We start from the raw sequence: 20504 nt of genomic DNA on the forward strand, positions 1-20504 counted from the left end.
CTATGCATCACCTGTATCGGCGATTTGTAAGGAAACTTGATGGTTAATAGACGCTCTCATATGCTTACTCTAACAGTTTGCGAATCAGAAATAATTCCTTGGATGATTTTTTTGGTTTTAATGTTTTTCACTTTGATTTTGTCATTTTTGCCTCCGGCCATCAATGCAATGCCTTTCATGCTGATTTGGAAGCCTTTGTTTTTTGCAATGATTGTGATGTTGTCACCTTTTTTAATAAGGGTTGGGGTTGACAAAATATTGACACTGACAAGATCGCCTCGGCGAACTCGCCTTTTTAAGACATGATTTATCGCATGTTTAGACTCTGATAAGTAAGCGGATCGATGTCCTGTCAGTTCAATTCTTTTTAATGTAACGTCAGATTCTTTAAGAAGGTGCCCTTTGTTGAACGGCTGGTTAAAAACCAAAGCATGGCTGAAAAGTTGAACCTGTGCCGTCATAAATATTCGCCAAGGAGTCTGCGATATGCATTCAATTTTTAATGTATTTTTTCCTGGTTTTACAGGCGCTTGGGTGAGGCTTATGTCAATCTCTGAAGAACATTTTTTGAGTTTGAGACGTGAGTCTATGTTTTGAACGGTAATACTGTGTTCTAAATGTTGCTTAGCCAGTCTGTCGGTTAAATAGGTATGTGCATTGTCCAGAATATTTTGATGATCTTCAAACGGTTGTTCTGTTGCAAAGAGCAGCGGAGAAAACAGCAGTAAGAAAGTGATTAGTGTTAACAATGATTTCATAAACGTTATGTGCAATATCGTGACGATGTATAGGTTAGAAATATATATGCATTAAATATGCCGTAATAAAGACATTTCTAAAATGGAACCGGAGATGATAATAACGAACCGTTTAGATAGTTCTATATAAGGTAATGCAGAGGAAGGGGTGATTGGTACAAGCTTACCCCGTTATTAAAAGTATGTAATTTTGTCCCCAATGCTTTCCGCTTTGCCGCTTTTTTGCCGTTCTTGCCGCTATTTGCCCACCCTTTTATTTTTATAACCTATTGATTTAATTAGATTAAAAAAATGGCATGGTTTCTGCTTTATTGTTTTCAACGAAACAGGAGTGACAGATGGCAACAACGATTGACTCATTATTTGGTGTACACGAACAAGCGCTTATTTATCGTTCTAAACGCGCTGAAGTATTAGCCTCTAATATGGCTAATGCCGATACGCCAGGCTATAAAGCAAGAGACTTTGATTTTAAGTCAGTTTTAAACAGGCTCAACACAGCGGCAGGTCATGTGACACAAACACATCATCAGCATATTGGGTTTGATAAAACACCCGCGACGGTTGCTCTTGCTTATCGTACACCGTTAAGCGCTTCGCTAGACGGTAACACGGTGGATGCACAGGTTGAGCAAGCAAAGTATGCGCAAAATGCAATGGACTATCAAACGTCTCTGCGTTTTGTGAACGGCAAAATTTCCAGTTACCTTTCAGCACTAAGGGGTGAATAAGCATGTCTTTATATAATATTTTTGATGTGGCAGGTAGCGGAATGAGCGTACAAACAACCCGCTTAAATTTGGTGGCCAGCAATATGGCGAATGCTGAAACGGTAAGCAGCAGTACCGGTGAGACATATCGTGCGCGCCAGCCAATTTTTGCTGAAGTGTTAGACGGAGCAATGGCTAACCAACAATCGGCCGCAAAAAAAGTTCGCGTATTGGGCGTGGTCGAAAGCCAGTCGCCTCTTCGCAGCGAATATGCGCCGCAACACCCAATGGCGAATCAAGACGGATATATTTTTAAGCCAAACGTTAATGTGGTTGAAGAAATGGCCAACATGATGTCTGCAAGTCAAAGCTACAAAAATAATGTTGAAGTGCTAAATACGGCAAAGCAACTTTTACAACAAACATTAAAAATTGGTCAGTAACGGAGAATAACCATGTCAGAAGTCGATTTTAATACGCTACAAAGTTTAGGCCTTGCTCAACAAAGTACGGCGACAAATACCAGTAAATCAAACAGTGATCTAGGGCAGGGCGATTTCCTCAAACTGATGGTTACACAGCTAAATAACCAAGACCCCATGAAGCCAATGGAAAGTGGTGATTTCTTAGGTCAAATGGCACAATTTAGTACAGTCACTGGCATTGATGGATTGAATACCTCTTTCTCAGAATTTGCGTCATCTGTATCAAATGACCAAGCTCTACAGGCAGCTAATTTAGTGGGAAGAAGGGTTAATGTTCCGCTACAGGCAGGTGTCTTAACAACGGGAGGCTCAATTGATGGAGAGCTGACGTTACCGACCAGTTCACCAGACGTTTCAATCAATATTACTGACCAAGCAGGGCAGATAGTGCAGACCATTCCACTAGGAACACAATCTGCAGGCACTGTTGCTTTCTCATGGGATGGCAAACGTTCAGATGGAACGGTGGCATCTCCGGGGCTTTATAACGTTGATGCTAAAGCGCGTATCGACGGTCAAAATTTTGAATTGGATACACAAATTTCGGCAGATGTTGACAGCGTTACCTTGGGCGGCCTAGGTAAACCATTGCAACTGAACCTGTCGGGTCTAGGCAGTGTGCCATTTAGCAATGTTTCAAGAATATTTTAAACACGTTTAGGAGAATACTATGTCATTTCGTACTTCATTAAGTGGGCTTGATGCCTCAGCAACTGATTTATCGGTGATTGGTAACAATATTGCCAATGCCTCTACAAATGGTTTTAAAGAGTCCCGTACAGAGTTTGCCGATGTGTTTGCTACCTCTTTTACAGGTGTGTCTGGTAATACACCGGGTAGTGGTGTTCGTGTTGCCAGTGTGTCGCAGCAGTTTGGCCAAGGTAATGTTGAATTTACCTCCAGTAGTTTAGATCTAGCGATCAACGGTGATGGGTTTTTTGTTCTAAGTGATAATGGAACTAATGTTTATACTCGGGCGGGTGCTTATTCAACCGATAAAGATGGCTTTGTTGTTGATAGTTCTGGACGACAGTTACAAACATTCCCATCAAATGGTAATGGTACATTTAATACTGGGAACCTAGCCTCATTACAGTTAAGTACGGGTGACTCAGCACCGTCGGCAACAACCAGTGTTGAACCAACATTAAACCTAGATTCTCAACAAACTGTTCCATCAACGTATACGACTTTCCCGATTGATCCAACAGAATTTAGTGCAACAGATGCGGATAGTTACAACTATTCAACATCAACAACGGTTTTTGACTCATTAGGCAATGATTTTCCTGCCACGATGTATTACGTTGCAAGTGACCCCAGTAGTAATGAATGGCAAGTGCATACGTATGTAGATGGTAACCCATTAACATTAAATGCGGGAGCCGATGACTTTTTGACGATGACCTTTGATAGCCTCGGTTCATTTCAAAGTATTGCTGAGGCGGCAACGCCCAGTAGTGGCAATGTTGCCTTTGATGCATTGCCAATGAGTAATGGGGCTGCAAACTTAGCGTTAAACTTTGATTACTCGGATACTACCCAATATGGCGGCGATTTTGCTGTTAACTCACTGAGTCAAGATGGATTTGCATCTGGTCGTCTAAGCGGCATCAGTGTTGATGAGGCAGGTATTGTTTCTGCAACGTTCACCAATGGTCAATCCACAGAGTTAGGTCAGGTAGCGTTGGCAACCTTTCCCAATTCACAGGGTTTGCGTCAATTAGGCGATACGTCTTGGGCCGATACATTTGCTGCTGGAGACCGAGTGATTGGTTCTGCTGGTACGGCAGGCTTTGGCTCACTTCAATCTGGTGCGCTTGAAGCCTCTAATGTTGATATTGCAACGGAGTTGGTGAGTTTGATTACTGCTCAGCGTAATTTCCAAGCGAATGCTCAAGCGATTTCAACTGAGAATGAAATCCAAACGGCCATTATTAATATTCGATAATCACTGATTCAAGAAGAGAGAAATTAAATGGACAGTAGCCTTTATGTAGCAATGAGCGGTGCCAAGCAAGCGATGTTGGCGCAAGCGGTGAATTCGCATAATTTATCGAATGCGAATACCACGGGCTTTAAAGCTGATTTGTCTCAATTTAGAAGCATGCCAGTATATGGCGCAGGGCTTCCGTCGAATGTCTATGCGATGGCTGAGCGCCCTGGAATAGACTTTGACCACGGCACCATACAGTCAACAGGCCGAGACTTAGATGTCTCTATTAATGGTGATGGCTGGTTAGCTGTTCAGGCAGAAGATGGCACCGAAGCCTATACCCGTGCGGGCGATTTGAGAATTACACCCAATGGGGTGCTAACAACCGGTACAGGCTTAGCAGTGATGGGTGGCGGTGGTCCTGTGGCGATACCAGAGGCTGACAAGGTGGAAATTGGAAGCGATGGCACGATTAGTATTATTCCACTGGGTGATAGTGCGGCAACATTATCAACCATCGATAGAATTAAATTGGTGAACCCTGAGCTATCAGATGTTGAAAAAGGTAAGGATGGTTTATTCCGATTAAAAAGCGGACTAGATGCTCAACCCAGTGCCGAAGTGCGTTTGGTATCAGGATCTGTAGAAGGTAGTAATGTGAGTGTTGTCAACGCGATGGTCAGCATGATTGAGCTGGCTCGAAATTTTGAGTTACAGGTCAAAATGATGAAAACAGTCAGTGAAAACGAAGCAGCAAGCGCTCAATTGATGCGCGTCAGTTAGGAGAGTTAAATGTCAACGCAAGCAATGTGGATTAGTAAAACGGGACTAGAAGCGCAACAAACGCGGATGTCGGTTATTTCAAACAACCTAGCCAACGTTAATACAACCGGTTACAAAAAGTCGAGAGCGGTGTTTGAAGACTTGTTGTATCAAAATGTACGACAAGTTGGAGCGCAATCGTCACAAGATAACATCTTGCCGACGGGGTTGCAGATTGGTACAGGGGTTCGTACGGTTGCTACTGAAAAAACGCATACCCAAGGGACTATTCAGCAAACAGGAAACTCGCTTGATATTGCGGTAAATGGCCGTGGTTTTTTCCAGATTTTAAGACCTGATGGCAGTATTACCTATACACGTGATGGCAGCTTTAAACTGGATGGCGATGGCCAAATGGTAACATCAGGCGGTTACCCATTAGAGCCCTCTATTTCCATTCCAGAAGATGCCTTAAGTGTTACTGTCGGTGTGGATGGCACGGTGTCAGTTTTACAAGCCGGTAATTCTACGCCAAGTCAGGTAGGCAATATTACACTGGCCGACTTTATTAACCCAACAGGTCTAGACCCCATTGGTGAAAATCAGTTTAGGGAGTCTTTGTCCAGTGGTAGCCCAACGGTAACGACACCGGGCGAAACAGGCGTGGGTCTGTTATCAGGTGGTTCATTAGAAACCTCTAACGTGAACGTTGTAGAAGAGTTGGTCAGCATGATCGAAACTCAACGTGCGTATGAAATGAACTCAAAGGCCATCTCAAATTCAGATGAAATGCTACAACGTTTAATGCAGGATTTATAAACAAGGAATCATGATAATGAAAACCCTTAAACTCTTTGTCTTAGTGTTCATGCTATCCGGTTGCGCGATGATGGATAATATGAGTAAACCTCGCCACGATCCGGAGTATGTGCCTGCTAAGCCGACCTCTTATCAAGTGCCACAAAGCAATAATGGTTCTATCTATCAAGCGGGTTATGAGGTGAGTTTATTTGAAGATATAAGAGCCAGAAGAATCGGTGATATTTTAACGATTAATTTGGTTGAAAAAACCAATGCAAAGAAACAAGCCGATACTGATATCAAAAAAGATAACAGTACTTCAATTTCTACGCCTACCATTTTGGGTATGAGTGACCCCTCTAAATTTGGTTTGAATCTTGATAGCAGTTTGGCTTCAGCGAGTGACTTTGCAGGTGAGACTGAAAGCACACAAAATAATAGCCTCAGCGGTAGCATTACCGTTAGCGTGATAGATGTCTTACCGAATGGCTATTTAAAAATTCGTGGTGAAAAGCGTGTTCGTTTAAATCAGGGTAATGAGTATATTCGCTTATCGGGCATTATTCGTCCAACCGATATTAACCCCGATAATAGTGTGGAATCTACAAGAATTGCCGATGCCACTATCATGTATACAGGTGAAGGTGCACTGGCAGATGCTAATAAAATTGGTTGGTTAGCACGTTTCTTTATCAGTGCGGTGTTCCCGTTTTAGGAGAAGGTGATGAGATATTTTAAAATAGTATTGGTTTTGTTAGCAATGAGCATCACAAACGCTAATGCCGAGCGAATTAAAGACCTAGCCTCTATTACAGGTGTTCGCTCAAACCAATTAGTGGGGTATGGTGTGGTGGTTGGTTTAAATGGAACCGGCGACAAGGTGAAATCGGGGGATTTTACTTCCCAGAGTTTGCGCAGTATGTTGAGTCAAATGGGCGTTAAAATCCCATCAAATGTGCAAATAAAATCTAAAAATGTTGCAGCCGTTATTATTCACGCTTCATTACCTGCTTTTGCAACACCAGGGCAAATGATTGACGTGACCGTTAATGCGATTGGCGAGGCGAAAAGTTTACGCGGCGGTAGCTTATTGATGTCTCCTTTAAAAGGTGCTGATGGAAAAGTGTATGCGATAGCGCAAGGTAATCTAGTTGTGGGTGGTTTGAGTGCATCGGGTAATGATGGTTCTAAAATAAGTGTGAACATACCCACCGTAGGTAATATCCCTAATGGTGCATCAGTAGAGCGCTCTGTTTATAGCCCCTTTAATGATGGTAATTCCTTAACGTTAAACCTGCATACCTTTGACTTTACAACTGCTAATCGCTTAGCAATGTCGATAAACCAAGCTATTGGTCCGCAAACATCACATTCAATAAACGGTGGCAGCGTTAAAGTGAATATGCCACGTGACCCAGCTCAACGGGTTGCTTTTATGTCATTGCTTGAAAATTTAGAAGTGCAGCCGGCACAATCAGCAGCGCGTATTATTATTAACTCAAGAACGGGTACGGTTGTCATAAACAATCAGGTCAAAGTACGTCCAGCGGCGGTCTCTCACGGTAATTTAACAGTGACCATTAACGAGAGTTTAAATGTTAGCCAGCCAGGCGGGTTTTCGGATGGGCAAACAGTTGTCACGCCACAAACAGATATAACCGTTACCGAAGAAGATAAACGCATGTTTGTTTTTGATCCTGGTGTATCGCTAGATGAAATTGTGCGGGCTGTTAACCAAGTGGGTGCGGGTCCAAGTGACTTGGTGGCGATCTTAGAGGCGCTAAAAGGCGCAGGCGCATTAACTGCAGAGCTGATTGTTATCTAATGAATATAAGTGGCTCACAAGCAGATGTTTATGCAGACTTTAATGGCTTAGCGCAATTAAAAGCTAAGGCCACTGGCGGGCAGGGTGAAAAACAAGAAGCCCTAGAGCAAGTGGCGCGTCAATTTGAGACCGTGTTTTTAAAAATGATGCTTAAAAGCATGCGAGATACGGTGCCTGATTCCGAGTTAATTGATGGTGAAAAAACAAAGTTTTATGAATCGATGTATGACGATCAAATTTCTCTAGATTTATCCAAACGGGGGCATTTGGGGTTGGCGGATATGATTGTTCAGCAAATGGGTGGCCAAGTAAAAAGCGAAAACATGGTGGCGGCACAGGGGTTGTCTGATTATCGAGAAGCCTCGGTACGAAGAATTCAAGGGGCCTTACAAGAAGTGAAAACGGCTGAGCCTTCAAGTAACGTAACAGCCATTAACTCACCAGAAGATTTTATTCATAAAATGTGGCCGCAGGCACAACAAGCAGCGCAAGAGCTGGGTGTGGATGCCAAAGTATTATTAGCCCAATCTGCCCTAGAAACCGGCTGGGGTAAACACATTATGCGAAATAAAATAGGCCAAAGTAGTCATAATTTATTCGGTATAAAAGCCTCGCATGGCTGGGAAGGCAAAACTGTTTCAGTACAAACGGTTGAGTACGAAAATGGTATTGCAGAAAAACGTCAAGCAACTTTCCGAGCATACGATAGTTACCAAGAGAGCTTTAACGATTATGTGCAGTTCTTGCAACAAAACCCACGTTATCAGCAGGCATTAACTCAAGTAGATTCAAACGAAGGGTTTGTAAAAGGTCTACAAAAAGCAGGGTATGCAACCGATCCTGCATATGCCCAAAAAATACTATCGATCCTTAATCGTGCGCAGCTTAGTGGTCTTACCGTTCCAGCTTCAGGTTTTGCCAGTTAGGCCGATACGTTAACAATGGAAGACATAATATGACATATCAACATTTAAAAAGAGCAGCCCTATGAGTGACTTATTACTCAATGGCTTGTCTGGTTTAACTGCCTTTAGAAGTGTGCTTGTCACGACCAGTCAGAATATTGCCAATGCTTCAACAGAAGGTTATAGCCGTCAACGGGTCGAGTTAGATGCTAATAATCCACAACTGGCTGGTGCTGGGTATATTGGTTCGGGTGTTAGTGCGACTAATGTTAGTAGGCTTTATGATGCTTTTTTAAGCACACAATATAGAAGCAGTAGTACTGCTGTGTCTGAATTAGAGACTTATTTAAACTTTGCTAACCAAATTGATGGTGTGTTAGCGGATGAAAATATTGGGTTAAGTACGGCCTTACAAGATTTTTTCAATGCGGTTCAAGCTGTTGCAGATGATCCAACATCTATTCCAGCACGCCAAGTGCTATTAACTGAAGGCGAGGTGTTGGAAAACCGTTTTGCTACATTAGACCGATTGTTTGATGGTGTTAGCACGCAAGTTAACGGTTCGTTACAGGGAAATATAGACGAGATAAATAGCCTATCTGAAAATATTGCTCTGATTAATGACAGGATCGCCAGCGCATTAGGTGGTTCGGATGGTAACTTGCCGAATGATTTATTGGATCAACGAGATAAATTAATTGATGATTTGTCTCAGTTAGTGAATGTAAAAACCAATGAGCAAGAAAATGGTGCGGTCAATGTTTTTATTGGTAATGGGCAAACCTTAGTCTTAGGTAATACGAACAATACACTGGCTTTGCAGCCGTCTACATTAGACCCTACTAGAGTTGATGTTATTTTTCAGCAGGGCGGCGCTGATACAGCTATTACCCAGTTTATGACAGGGGGTGAAATAGGGGGCGCCTTACGTTTTAAAGATGAGGTGTTAGATGAAGCGGTTCATGCCTTAGGTGAAATAGCTATCGGTCTGTCATTCTCAGTAAATAATCAACATGCCAATGGTATCGACCTAGAGGGCGAACAGGGGCTAAACTTTTTTAGTACAGCAAATATTACCCATGTTAAGGCCGATGCCAACGCAGGCTCATTGGCTGTCAGTGTTTCCGATCCATCACAAATAATTAATAGCGATTATCGTGTTACAACGGATGGGACGGCGCTACCAAATACAGCCTATAACATTACACGGTTATCTGATAATACCTCTATCAGTGGTGTTATATCGTCTGGAGCATCGGTTGATTACGATGGGCTAACCTTCGATTTATCATCGGCAAATGTTAATAATGAGTATAGAGTGATCAGCCCAACACGTTATGCGGCTGAAAATTTCTCATTAGCGTTAACTGACCCTAAAGATATTGCTGTTGCGCTTCCGGTTGTCTCAGAGCAAACCGTCAGCAACTCTGGAACTGGCGGTTTAAGTAATGTGGCGGTGACTGGTTTATCAGCATCATCGTTACCGGCTGGTGTTGTTTTAACGTATGACAATACATTAAAACAATATACGGTTAGTAATGCTACGGGAGGGCCCTTGGCCTACGATGCAGCAACAAATAACGGCGATAGCTATACGGTTAATGTCGCTGGTTTTGGCGATATTAGCTTTACCCTAACCGGTCAGCCTGATGAGGGTGATACCTTCTCATTGGTTGATAATTCAGGTGGCACGGGTGATAACCGAAATGGGCATTTCCTTGCTGGGTTGCAAACGAATTTGAGTTTGTCCGGTGGTACCGCCTCATTTCAAGATGTTTACGGTCAAGTTATTGCCGATGTGGGTCGCCGGACACAGTCGGCTGAAGTTAATGCGGCTGCACAAAATGGTCTTTTGGCTCAAACCATCGCCTCCAAAGATGCTGTCAGTGGTGTTAATTTAGATGAGGAGGCGGCTAATTTAATTCGTTTTCAACAAGCGTATCAAGCCGCTAGTCAAGTTGTGTTAACGTCTCGTACAATTTTCGAAACGCTATTAGGAGCTTTCAGATAATGGTCGATAGAATTTCAACAAGCCTTGCTCAACAATTGGGTATTAATGCGATTATGTTTCAGCAGGCTCAAGTTAACCAAGCGCAGCAACAAATCTCATTAGGTAAACGGATACTTACACCATCTGATGACCCGTCGGGTGCAGCTCAGGTCCTCGACTTTAACCAATCCATCAGCCGAATCACGCAGTTTCAAACGAATATAAATTACGCAGAAAATCGTTTATCGTTGTCTGATACAACCTTGCAAAGTGTAACCAATAGTTTACACCGTGTCCGTGAATTAGCCGTGCAGGGGTACAACGATACAAATACGGCAGCTGACCGACAATCTATAGCAAACGAGATGTTTCAGCGTCTTGACGAAATGGTGGCGCTCGCCAATACCAAAGATGCTAATGGTGATTATCTGTATTCAGGTTTTAAAGGACAAACACAGGCGGTTACCGGTTCGGCTGCCACGGGTGTATTTAGTTTTCAAGGCGATCAAGGTCAGCGTTTGATACAGATTGGTGAAAACCGTACGGTGTCAGACAATAATTCAGGTGCAGAATTGTTTTTTAATCTGCAAGATAAAAATGGCAATGCAGAGGATGTGTTCACTACGTTATACAGTTTAGCGACGGATTTAGCGACCAATAGACCGGCGGTAGAAGAAACAGAGTTAACCTTTAATTCGGTGCCTTTAGATGCGCAGTCAATGACTATCAACGGTATTAATTATGAGTTTGATGATGGGACGGGGCCAGCGATTGCACCACCAAGCATAGCGGTGGATATTTCTGCTGCTGTAACGGGCGATGACGTAGCTGCTCTTTTAAATACGGCAGTTGCCAGTAACGATTCAACAGTTGATCTCGACCAAACTAATAATACACTCCGTATCATTGCTAACACGCCAGGTGAAGGAGAGCTGGCAATTGATGTATCGCTTACAAGCGCTGCCAGTGCAACGAATGTTTCTATCCCTTTATATGATCACTTGGATCAGTTAGATACCGCGTTGAACCGTGTTTTAGATGTGCGTTCTCAAATTGGTGCAAGGCTAAATGCACTAGATAGCCAACAAGAAACCAATCAAGACTTCTTATTAAACCTTCAAAGCGCAAAGTCACAGGTTGAAGACCTTGATATGGCAGAAGCGATCAGTCGATTTAATCTTCAAATAGTGAGTTTGCAGGCAGCACAGCAGTCATTCGTTAAAGTGCAAAATTTATCATTATTTAATTTATTATAATTAAATAAACCCTAGGTCGACTCTATAAATGTGGTGTCAATATTTTTGACTCATAGAGTCGATGTTTGAGGCTTGGTGATGCCACTTAGTTGTAACCTACAAAAAACTTAAAATAAATCCTAAAGAATATTTTTATAGCGCCGATACCTTAAGCGGAGGCGGTGAATATCTAGTCATACTCAAAGATATATCCGTCATGTTTTAGAAAAAGTAAGCATTAGGCTTACATAGGAGCAATAAAATGCCTCAATTTATTAACAGTAATATTGCGTCTTTGACGGCGCAACGTAACTTAGATACATCACAAAGTTCGTTAAACACGTCGTTACAAAGACTTTCTTCCGGTTTACGTATTAACAGTGCTAAAGACGATGCGGCCGGCCTTGCCATTTCAGAGCGCTTTACCACACAAATTCGTGGTTTAAACCAAGCGTCTCGAAATGCAAACGATGCTATCTCTCTTTCTCAAACAGCTGAAGGCGCATTGGGTGAGATTGGTAACAACTTGCAACGTATTCGTGAGCTAGCGATTCAGTCTGCTAACTCAACAAACTCATCATCAGATAGAGCGGCGTTAAACTTAGAGGTGCAACAACGTTTAGCTGAGATTGATAGAGTCGCAGGACAAACATCATTTAACGGTCAAAAAATTCTTGATGGCACGTTTGGTAGCGCCCAGTTTCAAGTGGGTGCAAATGTAGGCGAAACGATCAGCTTAGACTTATCAACAAGTACACGTCTGGACTCTATTGGAGCAGTAGCAACAGCAACATCATCGACTAATCTAACTGATCTAATTGATGGTACTGCCGCAACCTTTACAACGGCTGCTGCTGGTCTTGTTGCCGATTACTCTACGGTACCGGCCACTGCGGGTTCAGATACAATCACATTTGCAAATGCTCCTGCGGCGGCAAATGATACGATCACTGTCGAAGGCGTAGTTTTTACATTCCAAGATGCAGGCTCTGGTAACGCTGATGTTTATACTGTTGTTGATGCTAATAATGTAACAATTGCTACTGATTTTGCAGCTGATTCGGTTGCAACAAATGCAGACTCCTTTGCCGCAGCGTTTGCTGCAGCAAAAGCAGATTCGTTAACTACATCTGCCCTATCTGGATTAACGACAGAGTCGGATAATACTGATACCGTTACATTGTCAGATGTAAATGAAGGTACAGCAGCAACAGTCGGACGTACTGTTAGCGCTTCATTTGCAACACCGGGCAACATTGCGATTGTGCAAGATGTAACTGGTTCAGATGCTGACACATCAGCAAATAGTAACTTTACTGTTACGGCACCAGGTGGAAGCTTGTTCACAGTAACACTGGATACAAACATAACGGATGCGGCTGATTTGTTGGCAGCCATAACTGGATCAACAGGTTATGCTAGCGCAGGTTTTACGGCAGAAAGTGATGGTACTAATATTACTTTTACCGATGAGGATGCTTCTACTGGTAACTTTGCATTGGCGGGTTCAGAGACGGTAACTGCAATCACAGACGGTGATGTAGCTGGGGTAGCTGGCACATCAGTGACAGTAGCAGGTGATTTTAGTATACAAATAGGTACTCAGACAGCTTTTACAGTTGCTGATAGTACATATACCACAGCACAAAGCCTGGTAGACGCTATTAATACAGCGTTAAATGGTGAGGGTTCTGCGGCGCTTAATACTGATGGTACCTTGAACGTTGTTTCTAACGAAAGCATCACCGTGACGGGAACTACTGGTCTGACAACATTGGGTCTAGCTTCATCAACAGATGTATCTGGAAGTTTATCGACAGCTGCTGTGGATACTGTGGCTAATTCAGAAACGACCATTCGTCAGGTTGATTCTGCATTAACGGCTGTGAGTTCTTTGCGTAGTACGTTTGGTGCGATTCAAAACCGTTTTGAATCTACTATTGCTAACCTAGCAACTACCTCAGAAAACTTAAGTGCAGCGCGCTCACGTATTCAAGATGCTGATTTTGCAGCAGAGACTGCAGCGTTGACTAGAGCGCAAATTCTGCAGCAAGCAGGTTTGTCAATTTTGTCTCAAGCTAACTCGTTACCACAAAACGTATTAGCCTTGTTGCAATAGGGCGTTAAGGGTAAATACTGGCTTTATGAAAATAGAGCCAGTATTAATCTAAACAGGAGGTAGTTATGGAAACATTAAATTTAGTTAGTTCGGCACCAAAGGCGGTAACGTCTAAGGCGTCTAATGTTACCGTATCAACTGATAGTGTTATTGCACAGAAGGTAAGTAATCAGTCAATGGGTGGTCAAGCTTTGCCGGAAGAGGTAAGCGGTAGCCAGTCATCAGCTGCACAAAAAATTGAAGAAACGGTGAGTGATTTGAATAGCTTTGTTCAAAACGTTCAACGATCTATACAATTTAGTGTGCATGATGATACTGGTCGTTCCGTTATAACGGTAACAGATAAGGAGTCGGGTGATGTTATCCGGACTTTTCCGTCTGAAGATGTGTTAGCAATGGCAGCGTATTTGGCTGAAAACAAGGCGCAATCAGAAGATGCGGCTCGTGGTTTGTTGGTAAACGAAAGTGCGTAGGAGGCAAGCTTTTTGCATAGTTATTTCAGTATTATGTAAATAAGGAAACCATTATGTCAATTTCATCAGCAGGTATCGGGTCTGGAATAGATGTTAATACATTGATCACTCAGTTGGTTGAAGCAGAGGGTGTCGATAAATCAAACAGGCTTGACTTTAATGAAGCTGAATATTTAGGTGATATTTCAGCGTTTGGTTCTTTGAAAAGTGCTTTATCTATTTTTCAAGGGGCTGTTCGAGACTTGCAAGATACAGCGGATTTTCAACTCAGGTCTGCTTTATCCAGTAATGATGAGGTTTTTACTGCGACGGCTGATGAAACAGCGGATGTCTCGCAATATGGCATTGAAGTTGTTCAGTTAGCACAAGCGCACAAGTTGATAACAACCAGTGGTTTTGCTGATACGGATACAATAGGAGACGGCACCCTAACATTTACCCAGGGTGCTGATTCTTTTTCTTTAACGATTGATGCAACAGATACCCTAACGGATATTAGAGATGCGATTAATGCTGCCAATGATAATACAGGTGTTTCAGCTTCTATTATTAATGTCGATTCGGGGCAACAATTAGTTTTTACAGCAACATCTAGTGGTTTAGATAATGCAATAACAATAACAGCAGTCGATAGTGATGGCGAAAATTCAGATGAATTTGGTTTGTCACGTTTAGTCAATGCACAATTAAATACACCAAGCGCAGCTCAAGATGGCCAAATAAAAGTGGATGGTCAATTAATCAGCAGTAATAACAATACATTTTCGGATGTGCTGGATGGTATTACGATTAATGCTGTTTCAGTTGGTGCAGGTGAGCAGTTAACGGTTGCGCAAGACCGTGAGGCGATTACGTTTAAGATTGATACCTTTATTGCCAACTATAACGGCTTAGTTGATACCTTTAATACACTGGGTTCATACGATGCGGCGACAGAATCAGCAGGATTGCTATTGGGCGACTCTACTTTGCGCGGTATTAGTACATTAATAAGACAAGAAATTTCCTCTTCTGTGACTGGGCTTACAGGTCCTTTTAGCACGTTAGCAGAGCTAGGTATTACAACAGATGAAGAGGGGAAGCTATCCTTAAATAGCGAGACGTTAAACGCTGCTTTGGACAGTAATTTTGATCAAGTTGGACAATTATTTGCTGCGAGTAATGGCATCGCCAATACGTTAGATATGGCTATTGAGGGTTATATTGGCTCAAATGGAATCATTGATTCTAGAACAGCCGGTATACAAGTCAGCGTGGATGATATTGCCGATCAGCGAGAAGCACTAGATAGACGGTTAGTGTCCTTAGAAAGTAGGCTATTAAGTCAATTTACCGCCATGGATATACTGGTAAGTTCTTTACAAAATCAGAGTAATTTTTTAACACAGCAGCTGGCTAATTTACCAGGTGCTTATAATTCAAATAGTAATAATTAAAGTACATTTATAATTGGAGAATCCTATGAATGGCGCAACTGCATTAAAACAGTATCAACAAACATCCGTACATGGTGGTGTAATGGACGCATCACCACATAAGTTAATCCAAATGCTATTGGATGGGGCCTTATCGCGAATATTGTCTGCAAAAAGCGCTTTAAAGCAACAGCACGTTGCTAAGAAAGGTGAGCAAATTGGAAGTGCTATTTCAATTATTGAAGGACTTAGAGCGAGTTTAGATTTCAAACAAGGTGGTGAAATATCAAAGAATTTAGATGCACTTTATGAATATATTAATCACGTTTTATTACAGGCGAATATTAAGAATGATGCTGCCTTGCTTGATGAAGCGGGTAAGCTTTTGAGTCAAATTAAAATGGGGTGGGATGCAATAAGCCCTGATGCTGCGCAACGTTAATTTTTATGCCAAGTGATTTACAACGCCTTGACTCTATTCTTGCGGATACTGAAAAACTCATTCAGCTAGCTCAAGAGGGTGAATGGGATGTAGTGGTAAAGCTTGAAAAAGCACGCGATACAGACATACAGCATTTGTTTGAAACACCGCCAGAAATCGAAGCTGCAGTATTGGCAGAAAGTATTCAATTGGTGCTAGATAAAAATAAAATCCTAACTCAATTTTTATTGAGTCAGCGTGATAGCCTTCGTATGGAAATGTCGCAAGCAGGGCATGCACATAAAGCTATTAATGCCTATTTAACAACAGGTTAATAGTTAGAAATAAGCTATTTAATGGTTGTGTCAGTCTTTTTTACATCGCCGGTATTATCATTCCACCGTAACGATAAAATATCGCCTTTTTTACCCTCTTTAAATGAGAAAGCCAGATAAGGGTTTTGAGATATTGATGTGCCAAATTGTGCTAGAAAAACTTCTTTACCGTTGTGTTCGCAGCTAATTTTTTGAATATATTTCGCGGATATCCTTTCGCCTGAGTCTTTATCAATACGTTCACCTGTTTCCATGGGGTGTATAGCTAATACCCTAACATGAGTGATGTTATTTATTATTTTTGCTCTCACTTTCATTTATATCTCCAAATAAGATGAGATTAATAACGAATTATTAAGTTGCTAACGAGTACACCCACTTGATGAGACTTTTACTTCTTGGCTTCTACTATATAGCTTGTCTCCTGCTTTGATAACAGCGATGACGGTGCTAGTTTTAACTAAACGAATTCGGGTCGACACAGATGCTAATGTATCTGGTGGGATTTGAAAGGTCGCCGTTAAAGGTTGAGGGTTGTCTTGTACAAAAATACTAATTGAGTCGACACCTTTTAGCTTGGTTTTGATCGAAATAGGAACAGCATCGCTATTTTCTGCTGTTTTAGGCGCCTTTAGCTTTACCTCGTTACTGTTAATGAGGGTCGATGAGCCAAATAAATGTTGGTATGCCTTATTAAGAGTGTCGGCATTAAAGGCATCGTTAGCCCATGCCGCCCAACTAGTGAGGGGAGATATCAAGGTTAAACAAGTGCTGGTACCCACCGCTAATAATTTTAGAAATTTTCTACGTGAAATAATCATCTCTTTTATAGTTTCCTTATGATTAAAACCTATAAAGGAAAACCGTCTGTAATGGAGCCTTTGTTTGTGCAGTCGCTAGTCGCAAGGTTTAGTTATTATTAAACGTATTTTCAAGTAGGGTTCTTTATGACAATCAAGCAGCAGACTCTTTGCAAATGAGCAAGGTGCCTTTATTAAAGGGTCGGTTCTGTTTGTCTACGTACGTTCGTATTGAGCATTTTATAGCATAAAAGGGAGGTGCAGCTTTTATGCTTACGATCGCATTAAAGGTGGTTTTTTACAAACTATCGAGCATCTTTTGTGCTTTTTCTTTGTCGGAATCGTTACCGTTCTCCAATATTTCTTCTAATGTTTGACGAGCCGACTCTGTGTCTTCCATTTCGAGAGAAGCTTGTGCTAATGAAAACATGGTTTCAATACTCTCACTGGTAGGGTTGCTCAGATCCTGTGGTGTATCTTGATTTTTGATTAGGTCAAAATCAAATTCAAACTCACTCTTTGGTTCTTCGTCGTGGTTAGCTTCTTCAGGCTCAATGTCTTGTTGTATTTCTAAATCAAGGTCAAGGTCAAGGTCATCAGTTTGAATTGGTGCTGCTTGAATTTCAATGTTTTCTTCTGCTGGTGCTAGAAATAGTGGTGAGTCAGGGCAGATGTCCATGCCCATATCAACAATGCTATTCCATGCGTCAGGGTCTGAATCTTTTAGGTCTGATAATGAACTGGCCTGTTCTTCAAAAGCTTCAGCGTTATTGGATGAAAAGTAAACATCAAGCAATTTTAATTTAAGAGCTAGGTTTTCTGGCTCTGATTCTATCGCGCTTTTGATAAGATCTTCTGCTTGTTGGAATCGACCATAAGCAATATAGACATCACACTCTGTTAGAGGATCCGCTTCTTGGGTATGTTCACTGCTGCCGAATTCGCTGGGTATGAATTCGCTTAAAAGAGGCTCTTCTTCGAGTATAGTAGATGAGGTATCAGTATTGTCTGTATCAATAGTTGGTACAACAGCTGGTGTATCAGAAAATACGTCCTCAGGCTGTTTTTCCTTACGTTGCTTTTTTCGACGTGCTAAAAATAGCCCAAGTAGAACAAGGAGCGCGCCGCCGCCATAAAGGGCAAGGGTGTTATCATTATCCTTGCTATCTTTTTTTTCGACAGGTGTGTCAATAGGGGCTGGCTTTACAGTTGTTGCTGTTGATTCAGCAACGACAGGTTTTGCTGCTTGTAATTGTGCTAGCTGCTCATCTTTTAAAGCTAATAAACGTTGTAGTTTGTCTACTTGTTTTTCTAAATCATTGAGACGTGATTTAACCTCTTTGTTTTCTTCTTCAAGGGTTGTAGCCATCTCAATGGCAATGTTTGCTTGCTCTGTAGAGCTTGTTGAACCTATTGGGGTATCAGTGGTGTTGCCTTCTATAGGTATATTTTTTTCAGTATCTTGCTTCGGTGTTAATAAGGTTAGTTTTGCCTCATCTAGGTTATTTTCAAGTTTTTTTTTAACGTCGGATGTCGCTGCAAGGGCTTGGTCTTTCTGGTCTAGTTTTGCAACGGCCGCTGGCGTACTGGAGACGGTAGTTGATGAAGACCAGAGTGTATTGTGTTTAATATATTCATTGCTGGCTTGTGTAGGGCTGAGGCTTTCTGCCTGTTCAGTGCTTGGAAGTTTAAGCACCGCTCCTTTTTTTAAAGCATTGATATTTTCTTTGTAGAAGGCTTCTGGGTTATTGTCATAAAGGGCCAGCATCATTTGTTGATGAGTGACAGTACGATTATTAGTAATGAGTTTTTTAGCAATACCCCAGATAGTATCGCGACTTTTTGTTGGGCCATATTCACTGGCAGGTGCAGTTTGCACAGTAGTGGTAGGAGGTGTATATGTTGTTACCGATGCATCGTTTACGGGTGTTACTGGTGTAATGCTGGGTGTTTGAGGTAGTTCTAGTGGGTTGGTTCTAACATCAGACATTGTGATGGGGGGATCTAAAAGAATAGTAAATTCTTTTAATGTACGCCCCTGGGGCCATTCAACTTCGAGAATAAAGTTTACGAAAGGTTCTTTTATGGTTGCAGTCGAACGAACATCAACGGTAATTTCACCGTTTTTACCTAGCACAGGGGTGAACTTTAATTGGGTTAGATAGTGTGGCCTATCAATTCCTGCTTTATCAAAAGTCTCTCTTGAAGCAATGCCTATTTTTATATTGCTGGGGTCTTCTTGTTTGGAGCCAACAAGCGGAATCTGCGCTTTTAACAACTGATTTAAGGCAGAATACGTTGTAATTTCCCCGACACCTAATGCGTGGGCACTTGCAGAATTTAACAGGCAAAGTGCGGCAATAGTTTTTGTAGGCTTGTTCATTTTGTTGCTCCTAAACTAACGATAGTCGTCTATCCATAAATTAGTGAAATATATTATTAATATCAACTATAGACTAAAGATAATTTTTTACTAGTACTTCGGCAATTTGTACGCTGTTTAATGCAGCGCCTTTACGAACATTATCTGCAACGACCCAGAGGTTAAGTCCTCTAGGATGAGAGATATCTTCTCTGATGCGACTGACATAAACATCATCATGACCTGCTGATTCGGTAACTGCTGTTGCATAACCACCGTCAATGCGTTCATCAAGAAGTGTAATTCCGTCAAATGAGGACATTAGCTCACGGACTTTTTCGACGCTGATTTTCTCTTTAGTTTCTATGTGCAATGCCTCAGAGTGGCCATAAAAAACAGGTATCCTGACAGCAGTTGGGTTAACTTTGATTGAATCATCGTTAAAAATTTTGTTGGTTTCCCAAACCATTTTCATTTCTTCTTTGGTGTAGCCGTTGTCTTGGAAGACATCAATTTGGGGTAATGCATTAAAGGCTATTTGTTTTGGGTATACTTTGGCCTCAGCATTTTTGCCATTTAATAATTTTGCTGTTTGCCCAGCTAGTTCTTCAATGGCGCTTTTTCCAGTGCCTGAAACGGCTTGGTAAGTGGCAACATTTATACGCTCAATACCGACCGCATCATAGATGGGTTTTAAAGCAACCAACATTTGAATGGTTGAGCAGTTTGGGTTTGCAATAATGCCTTTATTGGTATGTTGCGCGATGGCCTCTGGGTTTACTTCGGGCACCACGAGTGGAATGTCATCGTCATAGCGGAAATGTGATGTGTTATCAATAACAACACAACCGGCAGCGGCAGCTTTAGGCGCATACTCTGCAGAAACAGAACCGCCTGCTGAAAACAAACCAATTTGAACTTGACTAAAATCAAAGTCGGCGAGGTTGCCGATTTTTACGTTTTTGCCATTAAATTGAACAGTGCCACCAGCAGAGCGACTGCTTGCTAAAGGGTAAATATTTCCAACAGGGAACTTTCTTTCCTCAAGGATAGATAGCATCGTTTCACCAACGGCGCCTGTAGCGCCAACAACAGCAATATCATATGTTTTCATTTAGGTTATTCCTTGCAAAATCATTAAGTTTTAAGTGAAATTATCAGCTTAATCAAAA

21 protein-coding genes are annotated in these 20504 nt (G+C 41.8%); 16 read left to right on the forward strand and 5 right to left on the reverse strand.

Annotated features, from left to right (window positions below; genetic code table 11):
- Window positions 1-56: 56 nt before the first annotated feature.
- Window positions 57-758 carry a flagellar basal body P-ring formation chaperone FlgA gene (gene flgA / locus KUG63_RS01655; RefSeq protein WP_287553813.1) on the reverse strand — a complete coding sequence of 234 codons (702 nt, stop codon included), beginning with the start codon at window positions 756-758 and terminating at the stop codon, window positions 57-59.
- A 338-nt stretch (window positions 759-1096) separates the two neighbouring features.
- Between flgA and flgB the strand changes: the two genes are divergently transcribed.
- From flgB to KUG63_RS01735, 16 genes are all read left to right on the forward strand, one after another.
- A complete protein-coding gene (gene flgB / locus KUG63_RS01660) occupies window positions 1097-1489 on the forward strand; it encodes a flagellar basal body rod protein FlgB (RefSeq protein ID WP_016390083.1) in 393 nt (130 codons plus the stop codon).
- 2 nt (window positions 1490-1491) lie between these two features.
- Window positions 1492-1911, forward strand: coding sequence for a flagellar basal body rod protein FlgC (gene flgC / locus KUG63_RS01665; protein WP_020932325.1), 420 nt, complete (start codon window positions 1492-1494; stop codon window positions 1909-1911).
- Window positions 1912-1923: 12 nt separating this feature from the next.
- Window positions 1924-2604: a flagellar hook assembly protein FlgD gene (locus KUG63_RS01670; RefSeq protein WP_277642274.1), complete on the forward strand. Its 681-nt coding sequence runs from the start codon at window positions 1924-1926 to the stop codon at window positions 2602-2604.
- A 19-nt stretch (window positions 2605-2623) separates the two neighbouring features.
- Window positions 2624-3904 (forward strand): flagellar hook protein FlgE, encoded by a 1281-nt coding sequence (gene flgE, locus KUG63_RS01675; protein ID WP_287553815.1) that lies wholly within the window; start codon window positions 2624-2626, stop codon window positions 3902-3904.
- A gap of 27 nt (window positions 3905-3931) precedes the next feature.
- Window positions 3932-4672, forward strand: coding sequence for a flagellar basal-body rod protein FlgF (gene flgF, locus KUG63_RS01680; RefSeq protein ID WP_020932328.1), 741 nt, complete (start codon window positions 3932-3934; stop codon window positions 4670-4672).
- A gap of 9 nt (window positions 4673-4681) precedes the next feature.
- Window positions 4682-5470 (forward strand): flagellar basal-body rod protein FlgG, encoded by a 789-nt coding sequence (gene flgG, locus KUG63_RS01685; RefSeq protein ID WP_277642272.1) that lies wholly within the window; start codon window positions 4682-4684, stop codon window positions 5468-5470.
- Window positions 5471-5486: 16 nt separating this feature from the next.
- Complete coding sequence (gene flgH / locus KUG63_RS01690) at window positions 5487-6167, forward strand: flagellar basal body L-ring protein FlgH (protein ID WP_015006215.1); 681 nt, start codon at window positions 5487-5489, stop codon at window positions 6165-6167.
- Between the two features lie 9 nt (window positions 6168-6176).
- Window positions 6177-7277 (forward strand): flagellar basal body P-ring protein FlgI, encoded by a 1101-nt coding sequence (locus tag KUG63_RS01695; RefSeq protein WP_020932330.1) that lies wholly within the window; start codon window positions 6177-6179, stop codon window positions 7275-7277.
- Window positions 7277-8203: a flagellar assembly peptidoglycan hydrolase FlgJ gene (gene flgJ / locus KUG63_RS01700; RefSeq protein WP_020932331.1), complete on the forward strand. Its 927-nt coding sequence runs from the start codon at window positions 7277-7279 to the stop codon at window positions 8201-8203. The genes KUG63_RS01695 and flgJ overlap by 1 nt, the downstream gene beginning before the upstream one ends.
- 61 nt (window positions 8204-8264) lie before the next feature.
- Entirely contained in the window at window positions 8265-10193 is a 1929-nt protein-coding gene (flgK, locus tag KUG63_RS01705) for a flagellar hook-associated protein FlgK (RefSeq protein WP_287553819.1), read from the forward strand.
- On the forward strand, window positions 10193-11428 hold the full coding sequence (gene flgL / locus KUG63_RS01710) for a flagellar hook-associated protein FlgL (RefSeq protein WP_287553821.1): 1236 nt from the start codon (window positions 10193-10195) through the stop codon (window positions 11426-11428). The genes flgK and flgL overlap by 1 nt, the downstream gene beginning before the upstream one ends.
- Window positions 11429-11669: 241 nt before the next feature.
- Entirely contained in the window at window positions 11670-13526 is a 1857-nt protein-coding gene (locus KUG63_RS01715; RefSeq protein ID WP_287553823.1) for a flagellin, read from the forward strand.
- Window positions 13527-13591: 65 nt separating this feature from the next.
- Complete coding sequence (locus KUG63_RS01720) at window positions 13592-13999, forward strand: flagellar protein FlaG (RefSeq protein ID WP_015006209.1); 408 nt, start codon at window positions 13592-13594, stop codon at window positions 13997-13999.
- A gap of 53 nt (window positions 14000-14052) precedes the next feature.
- The gene (gene fliD, locus KUG63_RS01725) at window positions 14053-15435 is read left to right on the forward strand and encodes a flagellar filament capping protein FliD (RefSeq protein ID WP_287553826.1); all 1383 of its coding nucleotides are present in this window, start codon (window positions 14053-14055) and stop codon (window positions 15433-15435) included.
- A 25-nt stretch (window positions 15436-15460) separates the two neighbouring features.
- A complete protein-coding gene (gene fliS, locus KUG63_RS01730) occupies window positions 15461-15856 on the forward strand; it encodes a flagellar export chaperone FliS (protein WP_020162352.1) in 396 nt (131 codons plus the stop codon).
- A gap of 5 nt (window positions 15857-15861) precedes the next feature.
- A complete protein-coding gene (locus KUG63_RS01735) occupies window positions 15862-16170 on the forward strand; it encodes a flagellar protein FliT (protein WP_020932336.1) in 309 nt (102 codons plus the stop codon).
- Between the two features lie 14 nt (window positions 16171-16184).
- Here the strand turns inward: KUG63_RS01735 and soxZ are convergent, their stop codons facing one another.
- From soxZ to KUG63_RS01755, 4 genes are all read right to left on the reverse strand, one after another.
- Complete coding sequence (gene soxZ / locus KUG63_RS01740) at window positions 16185-16487, reverse strand: thiosulfate oxidation carrier complex protein SoxZ (protein WP_020932337.1); 303 nt, start codon at window positions 16485-16487, stop codon at window positions 16185-16187.
- A gap of 45 nt (window positions 16488-16532) precedes the next feature.
- On the reverse strand, window positions 16533-16991 hold the full coding sequence (soxY, locus tag KUG63_RS01745; protein WP_020932338.1) for a thiosulfate oxidation carrier protein SoxY: 459 nt from the start codon (window positions 16989-16991) through the stop codon (window positions 16533-16535).
- Between the two features lie 277 nt (window positions 16992-17268).
- Window positions 17269-19353 carry a FimV family protein gene (locus KUG63_RS01750; protein ID WP_287553829.1) on the reverse strand — a complete coding sequence of 695 codons (2085 nt, stop codon included), beginning with the start codon at window positions 19351-19353 and terminating at the stop codon, window positions 17269-17271.
- A 73-nt stretch (window positions 19354-19426) separates the two neighbouring features.
- Window positions 19427-20446: an aspartate-semialdehyde dehydrogenase gene (locus KUG63_RS01755; protein WP_015006202.1), complete on the reverse strand. Its 1020-nt coding sequence runs from the start codon at window positions 20444-20446 to the stop codon at window positions 19427-19429.
- Between the last annotated feature and the right edge of the window lie 58 nt (window positions 20447-20504).

It is taken from the genome of Cycloclasticus sp. (genome assembly GCF_019090545.1).
In the GTDB taxonomy this organism is placed as follows: domain Bacteria; phylum Pseudomonadota; class Gammaproteobacteria; order Methylococcales; family Cycloclasticaceae; genus Cycloclasticus; species Cycloclasticus pugetii.

Bases quoted from the DNA above. Each gene is read 5' to 3' on its own strand.
- flgA (WP_287553813.1), bottom strand. From the start codon at position 758: ATGAAATCATTGTTAACACTAATCACTTTCTTACTGCTGTTTTCTCCG.
- flgB (WP_016390083.1), top strand. From the start codon at position 1,097: ATGGCAACAACGATTGACTCATTATTTGGTGTACACGAACAAGCGCTT.
- flgC (WP_020932325.1), top strand. From the start codon at position 1,492: ATGTCTTTATATAATATTTTTGATGTGGCAGGTAGCGGAATGAGCGTA.
- KUG63_RS01670 (WP_277642274.1), top strand. From the start codon at position 1,924: ATGTCAGAAGTCGATTTTAATACGCTACAAAGTTTAGGCCTTGCTCAA.
- flgE (WP_287553815.1), top strand. From the start codon at position 2,624: ATGTCATTTCGTACTTCATTAAGTGGGCTTGATGCCTCAGCAACTGAT.
- flgF (WP_020932328.1), top strand. From the start codon at position 3,932: ATGGACAGTAGCCTTTATGTAGCAATGAGCGGTGCCAAGCAAGCGATG.
- flgG (WP_277642272.1), top strand. From the start codon at position 4,682: ATGTCAACGCAAGCAATGTGGATTAGTAAAACGGGACTAGAAGCGCAA.
- flgH (WP_015006215.1), top strand. From the start codon at position 5,487: ATGAAAACCCTTAAACTCTTTGTCTTAGTGTTCATGCTATCCGGTTGC.
- KUG63_RS01695 (WP_020932330.1), top strand. From the start codon at position 6,177: ATGAGATATTTTAAAATAGTATTGGTTTTGTTAGCAATGAGCATCACA.
- flgJ (WP_020932331.1), top strand. From the start codon at position 7,277: ATGAATATAAGTGGCTCACAAGCAGATGTTTATGCAGACTTTAATGGC.
- flgK (WP_287553819.1), top strand. From the start codon at position 8,265: ATGAGTGACTTATTACTCAATGGCTTGTCTGGTTTAACTGCCTTTAGA.
- flgL (WP_287553821.1), top strand. From the start codon at position 10,193: ATGGTCGATAGAATTTCAACAAGCCTTGCTCAACAATTGGGTATTAAT.
- KUG63_RS01715 (WP_287553823.1), top strand. From the start codon at position 11,670: ATGCCTCAATTTATTAACAGTAATATTGCGTCTTTGACGGCGCAACGT.
- KUG63_RS01720 (WP_015006209.1), top strand. From the start codon at position 13,592: ATGGAAACATTAAATTTAGTTAGTTCGGCACCAAAGGCGGTAACGTCT.
- fliD (WP_287553826.1), top strand. From the start codon at position 14,053: ATGTCAATTTCATCAGCAGGTATCGGGTCTGGAATAGATGTTAATACA.
- fliS (WP_020162352.1), top strand. From the start codon at position 15,461: ATGAATGGCGCAACTGCATTAAAACAGTATCAACAAACATCCGTACAT.
- KUG63_RS01735 (WP_020932336.1), top strand. From the start codon at position 15,862: ATGCCAAGTGATTTACAACGCCTTGACTCTATTCTTGCGGATACTGAA.
- soxZ (WP_020932337.1), bottom strand. From the start codon at position 16,487: ATGAAAGTGAGAGCAAAAATAATAAATAACATCACTCATGTTAGGGTA.
- soxY (WP_020932338.1), bottom strand. From the start codon at position 16,991: ATGATTATTTCACGTAGAAAATTTCTAAAATTATTAGCGGTGGGTACC.
- KUG63_RS01750 (WP_287553829.1), bottom strand. From the start codon at position 19,353: ATGAACAAGCCTACAAAAACTATTGCCGCACTTTGCCTGTTAAATTCT.
- KUG63_RS01755 (WP_015006202.1), bottom strand. From the start codon at position 20,446: ATGAAAACATATGATATTGCTGTTGTTGGCGCTACAGGCGCCGTTGGT.